Source organism: Ancylobacter defluvii, from assembly GCF_018390605.1.
GTDB classification, from domain to species: domain Bacteria; phylum Pseudomonadota; class Alphaproteobacteria; order Rhizobiales; family Xanthobacteraceae; genus Ancylobacter; species Ancylobacter defluvii.
On the sequence record NZ_JAHBGD010000012.1, the window covers coordinates 278,223 to 300,901 of the forward strand.

Annotated in this window: 18 protein-coding genes; 9 read left to right on the forward strand and 9 right to left on the reverse strand. The window is 69.3% G+C overall.

Going from position 1 to position 22,679, the window contains the following annotated elements:
- Window positions 1–23: 23 nt before the first annotated feature.
- Entirely contained in the window at window positions 24–248 is a 225-nt protein-coding gene (rpmE, locus tag KHC24_RS09160; RefSeq protein WP_213362901.1) for a 50S ribosomal protein L31, read from the reverse strand.
- 107 nt (window positions 249–355) lie between these two features.
- Here rpmE and KHC24_RS09165 point away from each other — a divergent pair, with 107 nt between their 5' ends.
- On the forward strand, window positions 356–2,185 hold the full coding sequence (locus KHC24_RS09165) for an ABC transporter transmembrane domain-containing protein (RefSeq protein WP_271180490.1): 1,830 nt from the start codon (window positions 356–358) through the stop codon (window positions 2,183–2,185).
- A 27-nt stretch (window positions 2,186–2,212) separates the two neighbouring features.
- Window positions 2,213–3,166 (forward strand): cation diffusion facilitator family transporter, encoded by a 954-nt coding sequence (locus KHC24_RS09170; RefSeq protein ID WP_213362903.1) that lies wholly within the window; start codon window positions 2,213–2,215, stop codon window positions 3,164–3,166.
- 30 nt (window positions 3,167–3,196) lie between these two features.
- Here the strand turns inward: KHC24_RS09170 and KHC24_RS09175 are convergent, their stop codons facing one another.
- The 6 genes from KHC24_RS09175 to KHC24_RS09200 all read right to left on the reverse strand — a co-directional run bounded on the left by KHC24_RS09175 (window position 3,197) and on the right by KHC24_RS09200 (window position 7,656).
- Entirely contained in the window at window positions 3,197–3,655 is a 459-nt protein-coding gene (locus KHC24_RS09175) for a GNAT family N-acetyltransferase (protein ID WP_213362904.1), read from the reverse strand.
- A gap of 57 nt (window positions 3,656–3,712) precedes the next feature.
- Window positions 3,713–4,750 (reverse strand): peptidoglycan -binding protein, encoded by a 1,038-nt coding sequence (locus tag KHC24_RS09180; protein ID WP_213362905.1) that lies wholly within the window; start codon window positions 4,748–4,750, stop codon window positions 3,713–3,715.
- A 13-nt stretch (window positions 4,751–4,763) separates the two neighbouring features.
- Window positions 4,764–5,852, reverse strand: coding sequence for a MotA/TolQ/ExbB proton channel family protein (locus tag KHC24_RS09185; protein ID WP_213362906.1), 1,089 nt, complete (start codon window positions 5,850–5,852; stop codon window positions 4,764–4,766).
- Window positions 5,853–5,984: 132 nt separating this feature from the next.
- Window positions 5,985–6,773, reverse strand: coding sequence for an inositol monophosphatase family protein (locus KHC24_RS09190; RefSeq protein ID WP_213362907.1), 789 nt, complete (start codon window positions 6,771–6,773; stop codon window positions 5,985–5,987).
- 206 nt (window positions 6,774–6,979) lie between these two features.
- Window positions 6,980–7,363 carry a cell division protein ZapA gene (locus KHC24_RS09195; protein ID WP_213362908.1) on the reverse strand — a complete coding sequence of 128 codons (384 nt, stop codon included), beginning with the start codon at window positions 7,361–7,363 and terminating at the stop codon, window positions 6,980–6,982.
- Between the two features lie 11 nt (window positions 7,364–7,374).
- Window positions 7,375–7,656: a DUF4164 domain-containing protein gene (locus KHC24_RS09200; RefSeq protein WP_246546431.1), complete on the reverse strand. Its 282-nt coding sequence runs from the start codon at window positions 7,654–7,656 to the stop codon at window positions 7,375–7,377.
- A 292-nt stretch (window positions 7,657–7,948) separates the two neighbouring features.
- Between KHC24_RS09200 and tkt the strand changes: the two genes are divergently transcribed.
- The 4 genes from tkt (at window position 7,949) to KHC24_RS09220 (ending at window position 13,872) form a co-directional block, all read left to right on the forward strand.
- Window positions 7,949–9,943: a transketolase gene (gene tkt, locus KHC24_RS09205; RefSeq protein ID WP_213362910.1), complete on the forward strand. Its 1,995-nt coding sequence runs from the start codon at window positions 7,949–7,951 to the stop codon at window positions 9,941–9,943.
- A gap of 187 nt (window positions 9,944–10,130) precedes the next feature.
- A complete protein-coding gene (gap, locus tag KHC24_RS09210; protein ID WP_213362911.1) occupies window positions 10,131–11,141 on the forward strand; it encodes a type I glyceraldehyde-3-phosphate dehydrogenase in 1,011 nt (336 codons plus the stop codon).
- 161 nt (window positions 11,142–11,302) lie between these two features.
- On the forward strand, window positions 11,303–12,517 hold the full coding sequence (locus KHC24_RS09215; protein ID WP_213362912.1) for a phosphoglycerate kinase: 1,215 nt from the start codon (window positions 11,303–11,305) through the stop codon (window positions 12,515–12,517).
- Window positions 12,518–12,849: 332 nt separating this feature from the next.
- A complete protein-coding gene (locus KHC24_RS09220; protein WP_213362913.1) occupies window positions 12,850–13,872 on the forward strand; it encodes a class I fructose-bisphosphate aldolase in 1,023 nt (340 codons plus the stop codon).
- Between the two features lie 97 nt (window positions 13,873–13,969).
- Here KHC24_RS09220 and KHC24_RS09225 read toward each other — a convergent pair whose 3' ends face one another.
- Both KHC24_RS09225 and KHC24_RS09230 read right to left on the reverse strand, forming a co-directional pair.
- Window positions 13,970–14,524 (reverse strand): hypothetical protein, encoded by a 555-nt coding sequence (locus KHC24_RS09225; RefSeq protein WP_213362914.1) that lies wholly within the window; start codon window positions 14,522–14,524, stop codon window positions 13,970–13,972.
- Window positions 14,525–14,752: 228 nt separating this feature from the next.
- The gene (locus KHC24_RS09230) at window positions 14,753–17,233 is read right to left on the reverse strand and encodes a carbohydrate-binding family V/XII (RefSeq protein WP_213362915.1); all 2,481 of its coding nucleotides are present in this window, start codon (window positions 17,231–17,233) and stop codon (window positions 14,753–14,755) included.
- A gap of 328 nt (window positions 17,234–17,561) precedes the next feature.
- Here KHC24_RS09230 and KHC24_RS09235 point away from each other — a divergent pair, with 328 nt between their 5' ends.
- The 3 genes from KHC24_RS09235 (at window position 17,562) to KHC24_RS09245 (ending at window position 22,604) form a co-directional block, all read left to right on the forward strand.
- On the forward strand, window positions 17,562–18,209 hold the full coding sequence (locus KHC24_RS09235) for a thiamine phosphate synthase (RefSeq protein WP_213362916.1): 648 nt from the start codon (window positions 17,562–17,564) through the stop codon (window positions 18,207–18,209).
- Complete coding sequence (locus KHC24_RS09240; RefSeq protein WP_213362917.1) at window positions 18,209–19,294, forward strand: tetratricopeptide repeat protein; 1,086 nt, start codon at window positions 18,209–18,211, stop codon at window positions 19,292–19,294. Before KHC24_RS09235 ends, KHC24_RS09240 begins: the two co-directional genes overlap by 1 nt.
- A 211-nt stretch (window positions 19,295–19,505) precedes the next feature.
- A complete protein-coding gene (locus KHC24_RS09245; protein ID WP_213363020.1) occupies window positions 19,506–22,604 on the forward strand; it encodes an EAL domain-containing protein in 3,099 nt (1,032 codons plus the stop codon).
- Window positions 22,605–22,679 lie beyond the last annotated feature (75 nt).

Consider the following 22,679-nt stretch of genomic DNA (forward strand, 5'->3'; position numbering starts at 1 on the left):
GCGCGACGGCTGCCGGGGCCAAATCAGGCCTTGAGGAAGCCGGCGAACTTCTTCTGGAACTTCGACACGCGGCCGCCGCGATCGAGCAGCTGCTGCGAACCGCCGGTCCAGGCCGGGTGAACCTTGGGGTCGATGTCGAGCTGGAGGGTGTCACCCTCCTTGCCCCAGGTCGTCCGGGTCGTGTACTCGGTGCCGTCCGTCATCACCACTTTGACGAAGTGGTAGTCGGGATGGATGTTGCTCTTCATGGGTTGCATCCTCGCCACCGCGGGGCGGCCCCTTTTCGGGAGCCACGCGGCGATCTTCAAAACGATCCTGCCGGAAATCCGTGCGGGTCTATAACCGAGACCTGAGCGTGACACAAGTCGATCACACGAGCGTCCCCCCCGCTTCCCGCCGCGGACGCGCCGACCTCTCCCCGCTCAGGGCGCTGTGGCCGCATGTGAGGCGCTACAAGGGGCGGGCGGGCGCCGCCCTCGTCGCCCTCGTCGTCGCCGCGCTGGCGACGCTGGTGGTGCCGATCGCGGTGCGGCGGATGATCGACTTCGGCTTCGACGCCGACCATGCCGGCTATATCCGCCAGTATTTCCTCGTCATGATCGGCGTCGTCGGCGTGCTCGCGGCAGCCTCGGCGTTTCGCTACTACCTGGTCATGACGCTCGGCGAGCGCATCGTCGCCGACCTGCGCGCCGAGGTGTTCGCGCATCTGCTGAAGCTCGACGGCGCCTTCTACGACCACGCCCGCGCCGGCGAGATCGTCTCGCGGCTGACCGCCGACACCACCCAGATCAAATCCGCCGTCGGCGCCTCGGCCTCCGTCGCGCTGCGCAACATCGTGCTGTTCATCGGCGCGGCGATCATGATGGTGATCACCAGCCCGTGGCTGTCGGTGATCCTGCTGGTCTTGATCCCGGCGATCGTGGTGGTGCTGATCGGCTCCGGGCGCGGGGTGCGCAAGCGTTCGCGCGAGGCACAGGACACGCTCGCCGGCGCCTCCGCCTATGCCACCGAGGCGGTCGGCGCCATGCGCACTTTGCAGGCCAACACCGCCGAGGACGCCGCCAAGGGCCGCTTCGACGGCGCCGTCGAGCACGCCTTCGGCGCCGCGCGCGACGCCATCCGCGCCCGCGCTCTGCTCACCGGCGTCGCCATCTTCCTGATCTTCGCCTCCATCGTCGGCATTCTCTGGGCCGGCGCCAATGCGGTGCTCTCCGGCTCGATGAGCGCCGGCACGCTCGGCCAGTTCGTGCTCTATGCGGTGCTGGCGGCGAGCGGGCTCGGCCAGCTCGGCGAGGTGTGGGGCGAGGTCTCGCAGGCCGCCGGCGCCACCGAGCGCATCGCCGAGCTCATCGCCGAGGAACCGAAGGTCGCCACGCCGGCCGCGCCGCTCGCCCTGCCGTCGCCGCCGGCCGGCGCGGTGCGCTTCGACGGCGTCGGCTTCGCCTATCCGACGCGACCGGACATCCCGGCGCTGTGCGGCGTCTCCTTCACGGTGAAGCCGGGCGAGCGGATAGCGTTCGTCGGCCCCTCCGGCGGCGGCAAGAGCACGCTGTTCCAGCTGCTGCTGCGCTTCTACGATCCCTCGATCGGCCGCATCGAGGTGGACGGCATCGACATCGCCGCCGCCGACCCGCGCGCGGTGCGCGCCCGCCTCGCGCTGGTGCCGCAGGACGTCGCCATCTTCGCCGCCTCGATCCGCGACAATATCCGCCTCGGCCGGCCGGAGGCCAGCGACGCCGAGGTGGAGGAAGCCGGGCGGCTTGCCGCCGCCGACGAATTCGTCGAGCGGCTGCCGGAGCGCTGGGAGGCCATGGTCGGCGAGCGCGGGGTGACGCTGTCCGGCGGCCAACGCCAGCGCATCGCCATCGCCCGCGCCATCCTGCGCAAGGCGCCGATCCTGCTGCTCGACGAGGCCACCTCGGCGCTGGACGCCGAAAGCGAGACCCTGGTGCAGCAGGCGCTCGACCGCTCGATGCAGGGGCGGACCACGCTGGTGATCGCGCATCGGCTGGCGACCGTGCTCTCGGCCGACCGCATCCTGGTGATGGAGCACGGCCGGATCGTCGAGGAAGGCCGGCACGCCGAACTGGTGGCCAAGGGCGGCCTCTATGCGCGGCTGGCGGCGCTGCAATTCGGCGACAACGGGCCGGCGGCCCCGCAAATGGCCGAGGCCTCGCCGATCTGAGGAGGATACCACCGGACGGGAGCGAGCATGCGATCTCTGGGGACGATCTTCCATCTCGGCGACGAAAGCGGCGTGCTGCGCACCTCGATCGCCATCACCATGCTGATCGCCGCCTTCGGTATCGGCTTCGGGCTGCTCTCCGGCTCGTTCTCCATCCTGTTCGACGGCGCCTATTCGCTGATCGACGCCGGCATGAGCCTGCTGGCGCTGGCCGTGGTGCGGCTGATCCACAGCTACACCCACATCACCTCCGCCACGCGGCGGCTGCGCGAGCGGTTCACGTTCGGCTTCTGGCATCTCGAACCGATGGCGCTCGGGCTCAACGGCGTGCTGCTCATCGGCGTATCGGCCTATGCGTTCTTCAACGCGGTAAGCCTGATCCTGGACGGCGGACGCCCGCTCGCATTCGATCTCGCCATCCTCTATGCGGTGATCACCCTGAGCGCCTGCACCATTGCGGCGGCTCTGGAGATGCGTGCCAATCGCCGCATCCGCTCGGACTTCATCGCCCTCGACGCGCGCGCCTGGATCATGTCGGCCAGCATCACCCTGGCGCTGCTGTTGGCCTTCTGCATCGGCGCCGCGATCGAAGGCACCGCCTATGGCTGGGTAGCGCCTTATGTCGATCCGGCGGTGCTGGCGCTGGTGTGCCTGATCATCATTCCGCTGCCGGTGCGCACCGTAAAGCAGGCTCTCGCCGACATCCTGCTGGTCACGCCGCCGGAGCTGAAGGCGCATGTCGATGCGGTGGCCCATGACGCCGTGCGCACGCACGGCTTCCTCTCCTTTCGCGCCTATGTCGCGAAAGTCGGGCGGGCGCAGCAGATCGAGCTCTATTTCATCGTGCCGGCCGACGGACCGGCGCGCCGCATCGGCGAATGGGACGCCCTGCGCGACGAGATCGGCAACGCCATCGGCCCCGACAATCCCGACCGCTGGCTCACCATCATCTTCACCGCCGACCTCGAATGGGCGGAGTGACGACGACGCCCACCACCGTCGACCGCAGCCTCATCTGCGCTGCATCCGCAGCGTCGGCCGGCCGGAGGTCGGGTTGGTGCCGCGCGCGGTCACGGTGAAACCGGCGGCGGTGTAGAAACGTACCGCCCGGTCGTTTTCCTCGTTCACGTCCAGGGTGAGGCTGGCCGGCGAGACCGCCGCGGCGGCATCGATCAGCGTCCGCGCAATGCCGCGCCCCCAATGATCGGGATGCACCACCAGCTGGTCGACATAGCCGCTCGACGGATCGATGGTGACGAAGCCCAGCACCCGGCCGGCGGCGTCCACCGCCGTCTCCACCCGCACGCCGCCCTCCACCAATTGGCCGATGCGGTGGCACAGCCAGCCGCGCCGCGCCTCGAAATCGATCTCCGGCATCGCCTCCTGCCAGCTCTCGACCCAGAGATTGGCGATCGCCGGCATCTGCTCCCAGCCGAAAGAACGCAACAGCGGCGCGCCGGGAGGGATCATCTCAGCACTCGGGTTTCATTGCCGGCATCTCGGAGCCCACATGTCGGCGCCCGCTCCTCATCGCTCGGTGAGCTTAAGCTCGATGCGGCGGTTGCGGTTGCGGGCCTCGTCGCTGTCGGCGGTGTCGATCGGCTGGTATTCGCCGAAGCCGGCGGCGACCAGATGCACCGGCGCCACGCCCTTGCCGGCCAGATACTGCACCACCGCGATGGCGCGCGCCGCCGACAATTCCCAGTTGGAAGGAAATTGCGGCGTCTGGATCGGCCGGTCGTCGGTATGGCCGTCGACGCGCAGCACCCAGGCGATATCGGAGGGAATCTCCTTCTCCAGCTGGATCAGCGCCGCGGCGATCTGGTCCAGCGCCGGCATCGATTCCGGGCGCAGCGACGAGGCGGCGCGGTCGAAGAAGATTTCCGACTGGAACACGAAGCGGTCGCCGACCACGCGGATGCCCGGCCGGCTGCCGAGGATGGCGTTCAGCCGACCGAAGAATTCCGAGCGGTAGCGGGTGAGCTCCTGCACCCGCTGGGCGAGGGCGAGGTTCAGCCGGCGGCCGAGATCCGAGAGGCGCGTCTGGCTCTCGCTGTCCTTCTTCTCGGCGATGCTCAGCGCTTCCTCCATCGCGCCCACCTGCCGGCGCAGCGCGGCGATCTGCTGGTTGAGCAGCGCGATCTGCTGGGCGGCGTCGGCGGTCGCGTCCTTCTGCTGGGAGAGCTGGCGACTGAGCTCGGCATTCTGGCCCTGCGCGGCGGAGAGGTCGGCGGGCGCGGTGGCCGCCGCATCGACGGCGTCGAGCAGGTCCGAGCGCTCCTTTTCGAGCGCCGACAGGCTGGCGCGCAGATTGCCGATCTCGGTGGAGGATTCATCCTGGCCGGCGCGCTCCAGCGCCAGTTGGTCGGTGAGCGCGCGGATCTGCGCCTGCAGCCGCGAGAGTGCGTCGTCGCGGCCGGAGATTTCCTGGGTGAGGAAGAACTGCGCCAGCACGAAGACCGAGAGCAGGAAGATGAACACCATGAGCAGCGTCGACAGCGCGTCGACGAAGCCGGGCCAGTAATCGATCGTCCGTTCGCGACCGCGGGAGCGTCCCAGCGCCATCTGCCCGCTCCCCTTAAGCCCGCTCGCGGTCGCTCTCGCGGGCGATACGTTCGAGCAGCTTCTTGATATCCTTCTGTTGCTCGGCCTGCGCCTCCACCCAGTCGCGCACCATCTGCTGTTCCGAGCGCATATGCTGCACCAGGCCCTGAAGGCTCTCGGCGAGATGCGCCATGGCGGTGGTGACGCGCTGCGAGCCGGCCTCGGTCATGGTGCGGTCGAGACGGCCGATCGCATCGGTCAGCTGGGTGAGGTCGAGCTGGGTAAGATTGCCCTGCGGCAGGAAGGCCGAAGGCGGCGGCAGCGGCACCGGGCCGACGGAGCCGACCGGGCCGGCCAGCGGCACCACGGCGGGGATCGGCGCCGGGACCGGCTTCACCTTCTCGATGCCGAGATCGTCCACCGTGGTGGCGAGCCAGTCCTCGAGGTCGGTGTAGAAGCGGTTCTGCGCCTGCCCGGCCTGCAGATCGAGAAAGCCGAGCACCAGCGAGCCGGCGAGGCCGAACAGCGAGGACGAGAACGAAATGCCCATGCCGGAGAGCGGCGCGGCGAGCCCGGTCTTCATCGCATCGAACACCGAGCCGGAATTCGGCCCGACATCGAGCGAGGAGATCACCCCGCCGATCGAGCTCACCGTCTCGATCAGGCCCCAGAAGGTGCCGAGCAGGCCGAGGAAAACCAGCAGCCCGGTGAGGTAGCGCAACAGGTCGCGGCCCTCGTCGAGGCGGGTGCCGATCGATTCCATGATGCTGCGCATGGTCATCTGCGAGATCGCCATGCGGCCGACGCGGTCGCCCAGCAGTGCCGCCATCGGCGCCAGCAGCACCGGATTGCGCCGCACCTCGAGCCCGGGATCGACCAGCCGGAACGAGTTCACCCAGTCGACTTCGGGCAGCAGCCGGAACACCTGGCGGAAGGCGAAGAGAATGCCGATGGCGAGCACGCCGAAGATGACGCCGTTCAGCCCCGGATTGTACAGGAAGGCGCGCCAGATCGGCTCGTGCAGCACCGAGGCCAGCGCCGCGCAGAGCAGAAGGAACACGAACATCCGCACCAGGAAGATGCGGGGCGAAGACAGCTTGAGAAAGGGGTCGTTCGCGTCCATTGCCGGTGGCCGTCTCCTGCGCGCGGCGGCACGCAGGGCAAGGCGGCCGCCGAAATCAAGGCCGGACTATGCCACAGCGCGTTCGAAATGGAACGCGCCCCAAAGGAATTCCGAGGAATATGCGCGGATTTCTCAGGCCTTGCGCAGCACGGCGAGAAGATCGCGGCGGATGCCGTCATTGCCGGCGATGATGTCGCCCTTGGTCAGCATCTTGTCGCCGTCATCGAGATCGGAGACGTAGCCGCCGGCCTCGCGCACCAGGATGATGCCGGCCGCCATGTCCCAGGCCGAGAGGTTGCGCTCCCAGAAGCCGTCGAAGCGCCCGGCCGCCACCCAGGCGAGATCGAGCGCCGCGGTGCCGGTGCGGCGCAGGCCGGCGACCCGCGGGGCCAGCGCGGCATATTCGCGCCCGAAGCCGGCGAGGTCGCCGCGGCCCATATGCGGCATGCCGCAGCAGATGACGCTGTCGGCCAGCGCCCGGCGGGCGGCGATGCGGATACGCCGGTCGTTCATGAAGGCGCCGGCGCCCTTCTCGGCGATGAACAGCTCGTCGGTGATCGGGTTGAAGATGACGCCCGCCACCGGCACGCCGTCGCGCACCAGCGCCAGCGACACGCAGAACAGCGGGATTCCGTGCAGGAAATTGGTGGTGCCGTCGAGCGGATCGACGATCCAGCGGTGCGATTCGTCAGTGCCCTCGCGCTCGCCGCTCTCCTCCATGACGAAGCCGAAGCTCGGGCGGGCCTTGGAGAGCTCCTCGTGCAGGATGCGCTCGGCCTTGCGGTCGGCGTTGGAGACGAAATTGGCCGGCCCCTTCAGCGAGACCTGCAGGTTCTCGACCTCGCCGAAATCGCGGACGAGGGAGCGGCCGGCCTTGCGCACGGCAGCGACCATGACGGTCATGAGCGGGGAGCGGATCATCGGACGGTTCCGGCTGGAGACGAGGCGCGCGGCGGGCGACGGGCGCCTTCGCGCGGCAGATTTGGGCGGGCGTGACGCGAATATTCCGTTCCTGTGCCCGTCGCGGGCGGCAACGTCAAGTGCGGCGGGCCGCACGCGCCGCGCCGCCATTGTCCGGGCAGGGCCCCCGCGCCCGGCGGCAAGGACCGCGGACAAGCCGACGGCCCTCACCCCATGCCGACATCCGAAGACGGGCTGGTGCCGAGCTCGCGGGCAAGGCGCTCCATGCGCTCGGAGGCCTTGGTGAAGGCGTCCGACACCGTGCGCTCGGCGAGCTCGGACCGCTCCGTCGCCACGGCGAGGCGCACCCGCTCAGCCTGCAACTCCTGCTCCAGCGCGCGGTGGCGGCGGCGCATCTCGCTGAGTTCGTCAGCCAGCGTGATCGCCGCCATCACGCTGAGCCGCTGGTCGCCGATCTCGCCGAACGCCTTGCGCAGGTCGTCGATGCGGGCATCCACCTCCTGGCCGAGGCGGGAGAGGTGTTCCTCCTGGCCATCGTCGCAGGCCATGCGATAGGCGCGCCCGGCAATGGTGACGGTGACATGGGCCATGGCGGACGCCCTCAGCGCTCATGCGCGGCAAGCACCGCGCGGATGGTTTCCATGGCGCTGCCGAGCCGGCGGGCGACATCGTCGCTCGCCCCCATCAGCCGCTCGGCCTGCGCCTGCGCGCCGTCGAGCTGGGCGGCGAGGCGGGAGCGGTCGGCGCCGAGCACATGGACCTGCTCGGCGAGCGCCGCCTCCTGGCGCTCGACCTCGAGCCGCCGCTCCACCGCCGCCTCCAGCGCCTCCATGGCGGCGTTGAAGCGCCGCGCAGCAGCGTCCACCGGGGCCGGGTCGGTCATTCTGGCTCGCTCCATGGAAGGAAAGGGTTTGATTCGATTAGATTGGTCCCGCCCCGCGCCAGGCGTCAACCGGCGGGGAAAGCCGATCCTTTGCCCGCTCCGCCCTTTGACAGGATGACCCGTAATGCTATCACTCGCGCCCGTCCATGCCGCACTGCGGCAGGCCCCGGCGCCACCGGGGCGGCCGCATGCGGAAAGCCGGCGACCGCCCCCGCGCGGCATGCCATAACAGCCGCCCTGCACCCGATACGCACGCGCGCATGCGCGCCCCCTTTGGGAGTCACCAGACCTCATGCCGAACCGTGAAAAGCACGACCGCATGGCCAATGCCATCCGGTTCCTCGCCGCGGACGCCGTCCAGGCCGCCAATTCCGGCCATCCCGGCATGCCCATGGGCATGGCCGATGTCGCGACCGTGCTGTTCGGCAAGGTGCTGAAGTTCGATCCCACCGACCCGCACTGGCCGGACCGCGACCGCTTCATCCTTTCGGCCGGCCACGGCTCGATGCTCATCTATTCGCTGCTCTACCTCACCGGCTATGAGGGCATGAGCCTCGACGACATCAAGAACTTCCGCCAGCTCGGCTCCAAGACCCCCGGCCACCCGGAATACGGCCACACGGTCGGCGTCGAGACCACCACCGGCCCGCTCGGCCAGGGCCTCGCCAACTCGGTCGGCTTCGCGCTCGCCGAGCGCATGCTGGCGGCGCAGTTCGGCGGCGATCTCGTCGACCACCACACCTATGTCATCGCCGGCGACGGCTGCCTGATGGAAGGCATCTCGGAAGAAGCCATTGAGCTCGCCGGCCGCCAGAAGCTCAACAAGCTGATCGTGCTGTGGGACGACAACCACATCACCATCGACGGCTCGACCGCGCTGTCGGTCGCCACCGACCAGCTCGCCCGCTTCGAGGCCTCCGGCTGGAACGCCACCCGCGTCGACGGCCATGACCCGGACGCCATCCTCGCCGCGCTGGAGCGCGCCAAGACCTCCGACAAGCCGACCCTGATCGCCTGTCGCACCACCATCGGCTTCGGCGCGCCCACCAAGCAGGGCACCAATGGCGTGCATGGCGCGCCGCTGGGCGCCGACGAACTCGCCGCCGCCCGCACGGCGCTGGGCTGGGAATACCCGGCCTTCGAAGTGCCGACCGACGTGCTCGACGCCTGGCGCCTTGCCGGCCTGCGCTCGCGCCAGGCGCACAAGAGCTGGAGCGAGCGGCTGAAGGCCGCCGACCACGAGCTGCGCGGCGAGTTCGAGCGCCGCGTGCGCGGCGAGCTGCCGTCCAAGTTCGCCGAGGTGAATGCGGCCATCGTCACCAGGGCGCATGCCGACAAGAACCCGGTCGCCACCCGCAAGTCCTCCGAGACCGTGCTGGAGGCGCTGACCGCGGCGCTGCCGGAAATGGTGGGCGGCTCGGCCGACCTCACCCACTCCAACAACACCAAGACCAAGGCCACCTCGGTCTATGTCGAGCCGCCGAAATATGACGGCCGCTACATCAATTACGGCATCCGCGAGCACGGCATGGCGGCGGCGATGAACGGCATCGCCCTGCATGGCGGCTTCATTCCCTATGCCGGCACCTTCCTGGTGTTCTCCGACTATTGCCGCCCCTCGATCCGCCTCGCGGCGCTGATGGGCATCCGCGTCGTCTACGTGTTCACCCACGATTCGATCGGCGTCGGCGAGGACGGCCCGACCCACCAGCCGGTCGAGCAGATCGCCGCGCTGCGCGCCATCCCCAACCTCACCGTGTTCCGCCCCTGCGACACGGTGGAGACGGCGGAAGCCTGGAAGCTCGCCCTCGAGCACAAGACCGGGCCGACCGTGCTGGCGCTCACCCGCCAGAACCTGCCGCTGATGCGCACCGATCCCAACACGCGCTGCCTGACCGCGAAGGGGGCCTACGAGATCGTGCCGGCGTCCGACAATGCACAGGTGTCGCTGTTCGCCTCCGGCTCCGAGGTCTCGCTCTGCGCTGCCGCCCGCGACATCCTCGAGGCCGAGGGCATCCCGACCCGCGTGGTCTCGGTGCCGAGCTTCGAACTGTTCGCCAACCAGCCGGAAGAAAGCCGCCGCCAGGTGGTGGGCACCGCGCCGGTGAAGGTGGCGGTCGAGGCGGCGATCCGCCAGGGCTGGGACGCGGTGGTCGGCTCCGACGCCGCCTTTGTCGGCATGACCGGCTTCGGCGCCTCCGGCCCCGCCGGCAAGGTGTTCGCGCATTTCGGCATCACCGCCGAGAACGTCGCCGCCACCGCCAAAAGCCGACTGAAGAAGAGCTGAACTTTCGGATCGACGATTCGCCGCACGTCAAAGTCATGAGTGAAGTCATGACTTTGACGCATGCTGTGGCTCCGAGCCCTGCGCTGACGCCATATCGACCGAACAGGCGGCTGGTGTCGTAAGGTTGGGCGCGCTATGAGCCTTGGTGCTTGTACCGGACAGGAAGTAATCACTCGGGGGAAGACGCATGACGCTCAAGGTTGCCATTAACGGCTTCGGACGGATCGGCCGCAACGTGCTGCGCGCCATCATCGAATCGGGTCGCACCGATATCGAAGTGGTCGCCATCAACGATCTCGGCCCGGTCGAGACCAATGCCCACCTTCTGCGTTTCGACAGCATCCATGGCCGCTTCCCCGCCGAGGTGAAGGTCGACGGCGACACCATCACGGTGGGCGGCGGCAAGCCGATCAAGGTCACCGCCGTGCGCAACCCGGCCGAGCTGCCGCACGCCGCGCTCGGCGTCGAGGTGGCGCTGGAATGCACCGGCATCTTCACCGCCCGCGACAAGGCCGCCGCGCATCTGACCGCCGGCGCCAAGCGCGTGGTGGTCTCGGCCCCGGCCGATGGCGCCGACCTCACCGTGGTCTATGGCGTCAACCACGACAAGCTGACCAAGGACCACCTGGTCATCTCCAACGCCTCCTGCACCACCAACTGCCTGGCGCCGGTCGCCAAGGTGCTCAACGACGCGGTGGGCATCGACCACGGCTTCATGACCACCATCCATTCCTATACCGGCGACCAGCCGACGCTCGACACCATGCACAAGGATCTCTACCGCGCCCGCGCCGCGGCGCTGTCGATGATCCCGACCACCACCGGCGCCGCCAAGGCGGTGGGCCTGGTGCTGCCCGACCTCGCCGGCAAGCTCGACGGCACCTCGATCCGCGTGCCGACGCCGAACGTCTCGGTGGTCGACTTCAAGTTCGTCGCCAAGAAGAGCGTGACCAAGGACGAGATCAACGCGGCGATCAAGGCCGCCGCCGACGGTCCGCTCAAGGGCATCCTCGGCTACACCGACCAGCCCAACGTCTCCTCCGACTTCAACCACGACCCACACTCCTCGATCTTCCACCTCGACCAGACCAAGGTGCTGGAAGGCAATTTCGTGCGGGTGCTGTCCTGGTACGACAATGAGTGGGGCTTCTCGAACCGCATGTCCGACACGGCGGTCGCCCTCGGCAAGCTGATCTGATCCCAAACGGCCGGGCCTCGCGAGACGCCCGGCCGTTTCGTTTTGGCGGGCGGATTGCGCCTGCCGGCTGCCTGGACCCGACAGGTTCCCGCGGCAGCACATCCCCGGCCATGCCGGGAAACGATAACCGGCCGAAGCGCCAGAGCCGAGAGGCAACGCCAATGACCGCTGTTTCCAGCGCCACTCCCTCCGCCTTCCGCACCCTCGACGACGCCGATGTGGCGGGCAAGCGCGTGCTGGTGCGTGTCGACCTCAACGTGCCGATGGATGCCGGCCGTGTCACCGACGACACCCGCATCCAGGCGGTGCTGCCGACCATAAGCGAGATCGCCGACAAGGGCGGCAAGGTGATCCTGCTCGCCCATTTCGGCCGGCCGAAGGGCGTCGACCCCAAGCTGTCGCTGGCGCCGATCGCCGGCGAGGTGGCGTCCCGCCTCGGCAAGCCGGTGGCCTTCGCACCCGCCACCATCGGCGCGGTGGCCGAGGAAGCGGTCGCCAAGCTGCAGCCCGGCGAGGTGCTGCTCTTGGAGAACACCCGCTTCGACCCGCGCGAGGAAAAGAACGACCCGGATTTCGTGGCGGCGCTGGCCGCGCTCGGCGATCTCTATGTCAATGACGCCTTCGCCACCGCCCACCGCGCCCACGCCTCCACCGAAGGCCTCGCCCATCATTTGCCCGCCTATGCCGGGCGCTGCATGCAGGTGGAGATCGAGGCGCTGGCCAAGGCGCTGGAAGCCCCCGAGCGCCCGGTGATGGCGGTGGTCGGCGGCGCCAAGGTGTCGTCGAAGCTGGAGCTGCTGGGCAATCTCGTCGCCAAGGTCGACCTTCTGGTGATCGGCGGCGGCATGGCCAACACCTTCCTGGCGGCGCAGGGCAAGGATGTCGGCAAATCACTGTGCGAGCACGATCTGGCCGGCACCGCCCGCGAGATCGTCGAGAAGGCGGCCGCCGCCGGCTGCGAGATCGTGCTGCCGGTCGATGCGGTGGTGGCGAAGGAATTCAAGGCGCATGCCGACAACCGCACCGTCGCGGTGGACGGCGTCGGCGCCGACGAGATGATCCTCGATGCCGGCCCGGCCTCGATCGCCCATGTCGTCGCCAAGCTGAAGACGGCGAAGACGGTGGTGTGGAACGGCCCGTTCGGCGCCTTCGAGCTGCCGCCCTTCGACGCCGCGACGGTGGCGGTGGCCAAGGCGGCGGCGGAGCTGACCGGCGAGGGCAAGCTGCTCTCGGTCGCCGGCGGCGGCGACACCGTGGCGGCGCTCAACCATGCCGGCGCCGCCGACGGCTTCACCTATGTCTCGACGGCTGGCGGCGCCTTTCTGGAATGGCTGGAAGGCAAGCCGCTGCCGGGCGTCGAGGCCCTGCGCCGCTGATGCGGAATCTCGTTGGCGCCGGCTGTGCCAACGCATTGTTTGATCGTATTTTTCAGGCCGGATGGCATCATCCGGCCCGACGCTTGGCCAGAGCCGCCCCGTCGACGCCGTTGATCGACAAGAAGGTGGCCTGGTTTCAGAATGCTGGAGCGGGTTCGCGTCGCAAGGAGCATTCAACCTTGCGGAACCTGCTCCAACTGCCGCATCGGCAGTCGGTCGCGCGCGACATGGCGCGGACAGGCCGGATGCCGATGCTATAACCGTCGCCGATCGGCCGCGCGGGTTTCGGTCGGCGATTATTTTCATCGGTTCGTTTTGCGGGAGACAGACGAATGACGACCAGCCTCGACGAGGTAGCGTATAAAATGTGTGCGGGCGGCAAGGGCATCCTGGCCGCGGACGAAAGCTCCAGCACCATCAAGAAGCGTTTCGACGCCATCGGGGTCGAATCCACCTTCGACAACCGCCGCGACTATCGCGAGATGCTGTTCCGCTCCGACGAGGCGATGACCAAGTACATCTCCGGCGTCATCCTGTTCGACGAGACCATCCGGCAGAAGGCCAAAGACGGCACGCCGCTGGTCGAGCTGATCCAGAAGGCCGACTCCATTCCCGGCATCAAGGTCGACGCCGGCGCCAAGCCGCAGCCGGGCGCCCCGGGCGAGACCATCACCGAAGGCCTCGACGGCCTCGGCGGCCGGCTGAAGGAATATTACGACCTCGGCGCCCGCTTCGCGAAGTGGCGCGCGGTGATCGATATCGGCGCCGGCATCCCCAGCTACACCTCGCTGATCGCCAATGCCCAGGCGCTGGCCCGCTATGCGGCGCTGTGCCAGGAAGCCAACATCGTGCCGATCGTCGAGCCGGAAGTGCTGATGGACGGCGACCACGACATCGACCGCTGCTACGACGTCACCGAATGGGTGCTGAAGGAAGTCTTCCAGCAGCTGTTCTATGCCCGCATCCGCCTCGAGGGCATGGTGCTGAAGCCGAACATGATCGTGCCGGGCATGAAGTCGCCCAAGCAGGTCTCCTATGAGCAGGTCGCCGAGAAGACCGTGCGCGTGCTGAAGAACTGCGTGCCGTCGGCGGTGCCGGGCATCGCCTTCCTCTCCGGCGGCCAGTCGGACGAGGCGGCGACCGGCCATCTCGATGCGATGATCAAGATCGGCAACCTGCCGTGGAACCTCACCTTCTCCTATGGCCGCGCGCTGCAGGCGGCACCGCAGAAGGCGTGGTCCGGCAAGCCGGAGAACTGGGGCGCCGGCCAGGCCGCCTTCACCCACCGCGCCAAGATGAACTACCTCGCCGCGCTGGGTAAGTGGGCTGCCGACGAAGAGAAGAAGGCGGCGTGATCGGCTGCTTTCCGGCTTGATCGAATGAGAACGCCGCCCTTTCGGGCGGCGTTCTTGTATTGACGGGTGTAGGAGCCGCCCCCCTGACCAGCGCGCCCTAATAGGCCGCGAGCGACGCCACGAAGGTGTCGATGACGGTCAGCAGCAGGTAGAGCGCCAGCGCACCCTCCTGCCAGCGACGCCGCCGGGTCACGCTGCCGACTACGCACAGCACGACCAGCACCGCGATCAGCATTTGGGTCGTCGACAGAAGCGGTGCGTGCCAGAGCCAGGCATTGGCCAGTATCGCCGAGAGGTGGAAACCGGCCAGCGCCAGCAGCGCCCAGCGCCCATCCCGCTCGAAGGCCGCGCGCATGTCGTGATCGCTCTCCGCCGGCACGATGAGAGCCGCCGCGGTGAACAGCGTCATCACCATACCGATCAGCAGGGTGAACGCCGCCAGCGACCAGCTCTTCAGGACGGAGAGTTCGAGCAGCGCCCACCAGAACTGAAGTCCTTCGCCGAGAACGGCGCCGGCGACGGCGAGCGGAAGCCAGTCGAAGCGCAGGCGGCCGCGAGCTTTGAAGGCGTGGACATACGCCGTCAGGATCCGGGCGATCGCAAGCCCGAGAACCGTCGATATCGGAACGACAATCCAGTGAAAAGCATCCATCGTTCCCGTCTCCTCGACCGGCCGGCCGTCCGCGTCCGGTACAATTGCGGATGACATGCCCGGCTTCCGGCATTGTGGAACCTAGCCGAAACCAAACGGACAAGGCGGCGGAACCGACCGCGCCCCGCTCCCGGCCTGACCGGGCCGGTGCCGGATCAAACCGCGTAAGGGCCGCCAGTAAAAAGGCGCCGCCCTGCGGCGACGCCCTTGCCTGATCTGTCGGATGCTTCAGCGGCGGAAGCCGCCGCCGCCGTGGAAGCCGCCGAAACCGCCGCCACCGAAACCGCCACGGTCGAAACCACCACCGCCGCCACCCCAGCCGCCGCGATCGAAGCCGCCGCCACCGCCGCCCCAGCCGCCGGAACGGGCGAAGTCGTCGACGCGCTGGTCGCCCCAGCCCTGGAACTGGCGCTGGGTGTTCAGGCGATCGACCTGGCCGGCGTCGCTGTCGCGCTGCCAGCCGCCGTCCGACGCCTGGTGCTGCCAGTTTCCGTCCGGCGTGTACTGGTGGATCGAGCCGTCATGGTCGGTATAGATGTTGCCATTGTTCCAGCCGACCGCGTTGCCGGAATGGACATTGCCGGCGATGCCGCGGCTGTCGACATCGACATGGCCGTCGTCGCGGGTGACCCCGGTCTCGGAGGCATGGCCGAAGCCGGTCGACGGGTTGTAGCCCGCCGACTGGCGGCCGGCGGCGAAATTGCCGGTATTGGCATTGCCCACCGCGCCGGCGCGGGCACCGCCAAAGGCGCCGGTCGACGGATTGTAGTAGCCGCCCTCGCGGCCGGCAGCGAAATTGCCGTTCCACGGATTGAAGGCGGCGCCGGAGCGGCCGGCGAATTCGGTGCCGCGCGCGGTGACGCCATTGATAGAATTGGCGCGCCATTCATTGCCGGTCCAGGGATTATAGCCCCAGGCATGGTCGATGGTCGCCGCGCCGCCCCAGCGGCCATAGATGTTGGTCTGGTTGACGTTGACGCCGGCCCACGGCCCGCCCCACGGGCCGACGCCCCAATACGGCCCCCACCAGGGCGACATCGCGCCCCAAGCATAGCCGGCGGCAAAGCCGAAGGCGAAGCCGCTGGTCCAGCCGAAGGCGGCATTGTAGCCATAGGTGTCCGGGCAGCCATACCAGTAACTGCCGACATAGCCGACGCAGCTATAGCCGGTGCCGTAGAGCACCGTGCCGCCCGGGCCGACCACCACGCCGAGATAGCCGGGCGTGTAGCCGACCGTCACCGCATCGGCGGTCGAGGCGTAGACATAGACATAGGTGACGTAGTGCAGCGGCGAGGAGGCCGGGATGGTGTAGATCGCCGCCGGCACCACATCGGCGATCACCCACGGGCCGGACGGCGTCGCCGCCATGAACCAGGCGCCCTGGAACAGCGCGTAGTAGCGGGTGGCGTCGAGCTCGATCACCGGCGTGCGGGTGTTCTCGGCATAGCTCAGCTGGGTGCCACGGATCGGCACGAATTTCGGGGTGCCGCCATCATACTGGATGGTGAGCTGGGTGGAACGCGCCACGCTCGCCGTCTGCGGCACCAAAGTGGAGATCACCGCTTCCTTGGCCTGCGGCGTGCCGGGCACCGCCACCAGGGCGTTGGCCACCGGATCGGTGGTCGAGATGCTCTTGAACTGCGCCGGCAGCCGGTCGCCGGCCACATAGCTCCACGGGCCATTGAGGCCGGCGGCGCGGAACCAGCGGCCGGAGACCAGCACGTAATAATTATTGCTGTCCGGGTCCATGATCACCGCATGGTCGGCATTGCCCATGCGCAGCAGCGAGGTGCCGCCGACCGGCTCCATGGTCGGGGCGCCGGCGGTGACCACGAGCTCGGCCGGCACGGTGGAGACGATGAGCGCCGGCGCCTGCGGCGGCTTCTTGCCGTCGGCCGGCAGCAGCGTCTCGGCCTGCTGCGCGTAATTGGCCATCGAGCCGGCGGCCTGCAGCGCATCGGAAGGCTGCGCCAGCACCGTCCACGGGCCCTCTATCGCCTTGGCCTGGTACCAGTAGCTCGCCGCCTGGACATAGAAATCGCCGGAACCGTCGGCGAGCAGCAGCGGGTGGGTGTTGATGACGCGCTGGAAGCCCTGCGCACCCGCGACCGCCCGCAGCACCGGTTGGCCGGCGACCTGCACCAGCAGGGTCGGCGCATCGACGAACAGGAGCTTCGGCGGGGTGTTGTCGACCGGCTGCTCCATGTCCTTGGTCAGCTGCTTGTTGGCGGCATAGCTGGTGAGCAGATGGTCGAGCGCCACCGTCAGCCCCTCGGCCGGGATATGCGCCTGCAGGGCGCTCAGCACCTGGGTGTCGAGGCCCGGCTGGGTCGGCACGTCCACCTTGGTGATGGCGATGCTGGTGAGCTTGGCGAGCCGCGCCGGCTTGTCGATGGCGACGCGGGCGGTGAAATGGGCGATGCCATAGGTCGGCGTGCCGGCGGCGGCGCCGAAGGCGACCGCGGCGCGGCCGGAAATGGCGTCGCCGTTCCAGCTCTCGACCAGCGGCTGGTAGATCTCCAGCGCCTTGTCGCCGATCGTCACGCTGCGCGGCCAGGAAAGCCCGGCGGCGGTGGCGGCAGATGGCGCCTGGGCGCTCGACGGGGCGGTTTGCGCCCAGGCGGCGGGCGCAAGCGTGGCCAGGCTGCCGGCAAGCGCCAGCAGCGCGGCCGGACGGACGCGAAAGGCACGGGACGAACGGGCGGGCATGTTTCCTCCACCGTCATTGGGCCGTGACCACGGGCGCTCCCAAAAGCGGGCCTGCACCGGGCGGCGAGCTGCGGCTGCCCTTGCTTAGCATCGCCCGCGCACGCCCGCGACGGAAAAGCGCAAACATGACAAACCCGTGTAGGCGCTGGTGAATTGCCCGTCGCACCGGCACGCCGCCGGCGATGCCGAGGGCGGGCGGGCCGCCGCCGGGACGACGCCGCCGGCGAAATCGTTTCAATTTCCCCGGAAGTTGTTCTAGGACTCGGCGCCGGCCGATTGCGCGCGTTTCGGCCGTGCTTTCGCCGCCATCCTGCGACATGGCTCGATCATGGCCCGATCCGAAAACAAAACCGCCCCGCTGGCCCCGCGCCTCTATCTCCTGCTGCCTCCCCTCGCCGGCCATGCCGAAGCCGAGGCGGAGCGCCTTGCCGCATTGCTGCGCGATGTCGCGGCGGCGACCGATCTCGCCGCCGTGCTGATCCGTCCCGGCGAGGCCGGCGCCGGCGAGTTGCGCGGCCTCGTCGCCGCCGCCCAGGAAGCCGGCGCCGCCTGCCTGATCGACGGCAATGCCGCGCTCGCCGCCGCCACCGGCGCCGACGGCGTGCACGCCACCGGCCTCACGGCGCTGAAGGGCGCCCTCGCCGCCGTGCGGCCGGACGGCATTGCCGGCGTCAGCGATCTGAAGAACAAGCACGACGCCATGAGCGCCGGCGAGAGCGGCGCCGACTACGTGATGTTCGGCGAAGCCGACGCCCAGGGACGCCGCCCGCCCTTCGACACCACGTGCGAGCGCGTGCAGTGGTGGGCGGAGATCTTCCAGACCCCCTGCGTCGCCTATGCCCGCACCCTGGAGGAAGTCGACGCGCTGGTCGCCGCCGGTGCCGACTTCATCGCCGTGGACACCCTGCTTCTCGACGATACGGCGGACGCCGCCCGCGCCCTCGCCGGCCGGCTCGTGCCGGCGGGAGCCGGCTGATGCGGGCGCGGCACGTCGCCGGCGCCGCCGCGGCCGTCCTGGTTCTCGCCGCCGCCGCGGGCGGCTTCGTGCGCGCCCAGACGTCTCACGAGGCCGCACCGCCGCAGGCCGCGCCTGAGGGGGCCGCGCCGCAGGGGGCTCCATCTCAGGGCGGCACGCCTCCGGCGTCCCTGTCTCCCGGGACCGTGCCTCAGCAGGCCGCGCCGCAGGCCGGGAACCCGCCGGACCAGAATGGCCCGCCGCTCGACGCCGCCTATGGCGCCTTCCAGCGCGGCGACTATGCCGCGGCGCTGAAACTGGCGGTCGAGCGGGCGAACGGTGCCCAGGACCCGGTGGCCATGGTACTGGCGGCGGAGATCCTGTCGCAGGGCTATGGGGTGGTCGAGGACCGGGCCGCCGCCCGCCAGTGGTACGAGGCCGCCGCCGCCAAGGGCAGTGCCGACGCCCTGTTCGCCCTCGCCTCGCTGAAGCTCAAGGAAGCCGGCAACAACGCCCAGATCAAGAGCGAGGCGGTGCCGCTGCTGCGCGCCGCCGCCGAGAAGGGCAACTCGCTCGCCTGCTACAATCTCGGCCTGCTCTATCTCGAGGGCGAGGCGGCGCCGAAGGAGCCGAGCCTGGCGGCCGACTGGTTCCGCAAGGCCGCCGACCAGGACGAGCCGGATGCGCTCTATGCCCTCGCCATTCTCTATCGCGAGGGCCGCGGCGTGCCGCGCGACGCCATCGAGTCGGCGCGGCTGCTGCAGCGCGCCGACGAGATCGGCCATGTCGTCGCCACCACCGAATACGCCATTGCGGTGTTCAACGGCTTCGGCATGCCCAAGGACGAGGAGCGCGCCGCCGAGCTGTTCCGCAAGGCGGCGCTGGCCGGCAACGCCATCGCCCAGAACCGCTATGCCCGCATGCTCGCCGCCGGGCGCGGCACCAATCAGGACAAGCCGCTCGCCGCCGCCTGGTACAAGGTCGCGCAGTCGCAGGGCGGGACCAAGGATGCCGAGCTCGACAAGATGATCACCACGCTGACGCCCGAGGAGCGGGGCAAGGCGGAGGCGATCCTGCGCAAATGGGCGGGCGGCACCTCGGGCTGATCCGCCCGCGGAGCCGGCCCGGCTTCCCCTGCGTGCCGGACCGGGCTGCCTTGCCCCGGCCGTCACACGCCGCTACTCATCGTGGCGCATCGCGCTCGCAAGGCGCGCCGCGCAGCCTCAGGAGACCCCGTTTTTGGCCATTGCCCGTCGACTGGTGCCCCGCGCCCTCATCCACTCGCTCGTCGCGTTCCTGCTGGCGCTGGTGCCGGCGATGACGCTGGCGCCGGGCGCGGCGCGCGCGCTCGATGCGGTGGCGATCCGGCTCGATGCGCCGGTGATCGACCTCGCGCCGGCGATCGAGCGGCACGACACCGAGGGCAACAGCATCCCGGTCTCCACCGTGCCGGGCGCCGACGGCATCGTGCGCCGCTTCGAGGTGCGCGCCGTCGCCCCGACGCCCAATGGCAGCAAATGGGCGGTGTTCGCGCTCGCCAACAACACCGACGAGCAGGTCGACCGGCTGATCGTCGCTCCGCATTACCGCATGGTCGGCTCCGGCGTGTTCTGGCCCGACCTCGGCAATCGCCGCATCCTCAACCTGACCCCCAGCCAGGGCTTCCGCCCGGAATTGCAGAGCGCCTCGGACGCCGACGTCTATCTCGTCACCCTCGACCCCGGCACCACGGTGACACTGGTCGCCGAGCTCGCCGACGGCAACCTGCCGCAGCTGCACCTCTGGGAGCCGGAGACCTTCAAGGACAAGGTGAACTCCTTCACCCTGTATAACGGCATCGTGATCGGCATTGCCGGCCTGCTCGCTTTGTTCCTCACCATCCTGTTCGTGGTGAAGGGCAGCGCGATGTTCCCGGCCGCCGCGCTGCTGGCCTGGGCGGTGCTCGGCTATATCGGCCTCGATTTCGGCTTCTGGAGCAAGGTGTTCGGCATCTCGCCGCTCGCCCAGCAATTCTGGCGCGCCGCCGGCGAGGCGATCCTCGCCGCCACGCTGGTGGTGTTCCTGTTCGCCTATCTCAACCTCAACCGCTGGCATGTGCGCTACATGCACATCACCGCCGGCTGGCTGGTGTTCCTGGTCGCCCTGGTCGGCCTGGCGCTGCTCGACCCTTCCGCGGCGGCCGGCATCGCCCGCCCCTCGCTGCTGGTGGTCTCGGTGATGGGCTTCGCCGTGGTGATGTGGCTGTCGCTGCACCGCTACGACCGAGCGGTGCTGATCATCCCGACGCTGTTCCTGTTGATGGTGTGGGTGATCACCGCCGGCATGGCCGTGTCCGGGCGCATCGGCAACGACCTCGTCGCCCCCGCCCTGCTCGGCGGGCTGGTGCTGATCGTCATGCTCATCGGCTTCACGGTGATGCAGCACGCCTTCGCCGGCATCGGCTCGGTGGCCGGCAGCGCGCAGGAGCTGGAGCGCCGGGCGCTGGCGGTGGCCGGCTCCGGCGACATCGTCTGGGACTGGGACGTCGATGCCGACCGCATCCATGTCAGCCCGGAAGCCGAGCAGCTGCTCGGCCTGAAGGCCGGCGCGCTCGACACCGAGGCCACCGGCTGGCTGGAGACCATCCATCCCGGCGACCGCGACCGCTTCCGTGCCACCCTCGACGGGCTGCTCGACCAGCGGCGCGGACGCATCGACCAGGATTTCCGCCTGCGCTCCAAGGACGGCCACTATCTGTGGTTCAACCTGCGCGCCCGGCCGGTGGTGGGCACCGACGGCGAGGTGGTGCGCTGCATCGGCACGCTCTCCGACGTCACCGACAGCCGCACCGCCGAAGAGCGCATGCTGCACGACGCGGTGCACGACAACCTCACCGGGCTGCCGAACCGCGAATTGTTCCTCGACCGGCTCGCCTCGGCGAGCGGTTTTGCGCGCTCGGACGAGACGCTGAAGCCGACCATCATGCTGGTCGACCTCGACCGCTTCAAACAGGTGAACGCCAGCCTCGGCATGCCCGCCGGCGATTCCATCCTGCTCACCGTGGCGCGCCGGCTGATGCGGCTCACCAAGCAGCAGGATACCCTCGCCCGCCTCGGCGGCGACCATTTCGCGCTGATCCTGATGTCCGAGCGCGACCCCGAGCGGGTCACCGCCTTCGCCGACACGCTGCGCCGGACGCTGCGGGCACCGATCACCTTCGGCGATCGCGAGATCTTCATCACCGCCTCGATCGGCCTGCTGCTCGCCGACGGCCAGAAGCGCACGCCGCAGGAGATGCTGAAGGATGCCGAGCTGGCGATGTATTTCGCCAAGCGGGTCGGCGGCGACCGCATCGAGGTGTTCCGCCCCTCGATGCGCACCCAGAAGCTCGACCGGATGACGCTGGAGAGCGACCTGCGCTCGGCGCTGGAGAAGGGCGAGATCGGCGTGGTCTACCGGCCGATCATGGACCTGACGACGCGCACCATCGCCGGCTTCGAGGTGTCGACGCGCTGGCAGCACCCGACGCTCGGCACGCTCGCCCCGGACGACTTCATGACGCTGGCCGAGGATTCCGGCCTGATCGTCGACATCGGCCTGTTCGTGCTCGACGCCAGCGCCCGCCAGCTCGGCGCCTGGCAGCGGTCGATGCGCGGCGACCCGATCTTCATCACCGTCGACATCTCCTCGCGGCAGATGCTGCGGCACGATCTTCTGCAGGACCTCAAGGCCATCCTCGCCCGCAATGTGGTGGCGCCCGGCACGCTGAAGCTGGAGCTTTCCGAATCGCTGGCGATGGAGAACCCGGAATATGCGGCACAGATCCTGCTGCGCATGCGCGAGCTCGGCGCCGGGCTGACGCTGGACGATTTCGGCACCGGCTATTCCTCGCTGGCCTATCTCCAGCGCTTTCCGTTCGACACCATCAAGGTCGACCGCACCTTCGTCAAAGCGCTGGGGCGCAACGGCAACAAGGCGCAGCGGCCGGTGATCCTGCGCACCATCGTCACCATGGCGCATGATCTCGGCATGGAGATCGTCGCCGAGGGGGTGGAATCGGAGGCCTCGGCCACCGCGCTGGCCAAGCTCGGCTGCCGCTACGGCCAGGGACCGCTGTTCGGCGAGGTCATGTCGGCGGAGGAAGCGCGCCGGCTGCTGCAGCCCGAGGCCTCGCCGGCCTCGCTGCTCGAGCGCGGCCGGCTGCTGCGCCGCGGCGGCAAGCCGGACGCCAAGCTGGACGCCAAGCCGGCTGGCCCGACGACCGGCCAATCGACTGCCCCAAACACGGGCCAAGCCACCGGCAACGGCGACGCTGCCATCCGGCCGGCTGCCGGACCGTTGCCGCGCCCGACACCCGCCCGCCCGGCGGCAACTCCCGCCGCCACGCCGGCGCGCCCGGCCGATTCTTCCGGCGAGGCGCCCGCCAAGGCGTCCTGATCGCCGCCTTCCGGCACAAGACAGAGCGGCGCGACCACCGGGACGATGGCCGGCGCCATGGCCGTCTCTGATCGC

Bases quoted from the DNA above. Each gene is read 5' to 3' on its own strand.
- KHC24_RS09245 (WP_213363020.1), top strand. From the start codon at position 19,506: ATGACGCTGGCGCCGGGCGCGGCGCGCGCGCTCGATGCGGTGGCGATC.
- KHC24_RS09185 (WP_213362906.1), bottom strand. From the start codon at position 5,852: ATGGACGCGAACGACCCCTTTCTCAAGCTGTCTTCGCCCCGCATCTTC.
- KHC24_RS09225 (WP_213362914.1), bottom strand. From the start codon at position 14,524: ATGGATGCTTTTCACTGGATTGTCGTTCCGATATCGACGGTTCTCGGG.
- KHC24_RS09180 (WP_213362905.1), bottom strand. From the start codon at position 4,750: ATGGCGCTGGGACGCTCCCGCGGTCGCGAACGGACGATCGATTACTGG.
- gap (WP_213362911.1), top strand. From the start codon at position 10,131: ATGACGCTCAAGGTTGCCATTAACGGCTTCGGACGGATCGGCCGCAAC.
- KHC24_RS09170 (WP_213362903.1), top strand. From the start codon at position 2,213: ATGCGATCTCTGGGGACGATCTTCCATCTCGGCGACGAAAGCGGCGTG.
- KHC24_RS09230 (WP_213362915.1), bottom strand. From the start codon at position 17,233: ATGCCCGCCCGTTCGTCCCGTGCCTTTCGCGTCCGTCCGGCCGCGCTG.
- KHC24_RS09220 (WP_213362913.1), top strand. From the start codon at position 12,850: ATGACGACCAGCCTCGACGAGGTAGCGTATAAAATGTGTGCGGGCGGC.
- KHC24_RS09195 (WP_213362908.1), bottom strand. From the start codon at position 7,363: ATGGCCCATGTCACCGTCACCATTGCCGGGCGCGCCTATCGCATGGCC.
- tkt (WP_213362910.1), top strand. From the start codon at position 7,949: ATGCCGAACCGTGAAAAGCACGACCGCATGGCCAATGCCATCCGGTTC.
- KHC24_RS09190 (WP_213362907.1), bottom strand. From the start codon at position 6,773: ATGATCCGCTCCCCGCTCATGACCGTCATGGTCGCTGCCGTGCGCAAG.
- KHC24_RS09200 (WP_246546431.1), bottom strand. From the start codon at position 7,656: ATGACCGACCCGGCCCCGGTGGACGCTGCTGCGCGGCGCTTCAACGCC.
- KHC24_RS09215 (WP_213362912.1), top strand. From the start codon at position 11,303: ATGACCGCTGTTTCCAGCGCCACTCCCTCCGCCTTCCGCACCCTCGAC.
- KHC24_RS09235 (WP_213362916.1), top strand. From the start codon at position 17,562: ATGGCCCGATCCGAAAACAAAACCGCCCCGCTGGCCCCGCGCCTCTAT.
- KHC24_RS09175 (WP_213362904.1), bottom strand. From the start codon at position 3,655: ATGATCCCTCCCGGCGCGCCGCTGTTGCGTTCTTTCGGCTGGGAGCAG.
- KHC24_RS09240 (WP_213362917.1), top strand. From the start codon at position 18,209: ATGCGGGCGCGGCACGTCGCCGGCGCCGCCGCGGCCGTCCTGGTTCTC.
- rpmE (WP_213362901.1), bottom strand. From the start codon at position 248: ATGAAGAGCAACATCCATCCCGACTACCACTTCGTCAAAGTGGTGATG.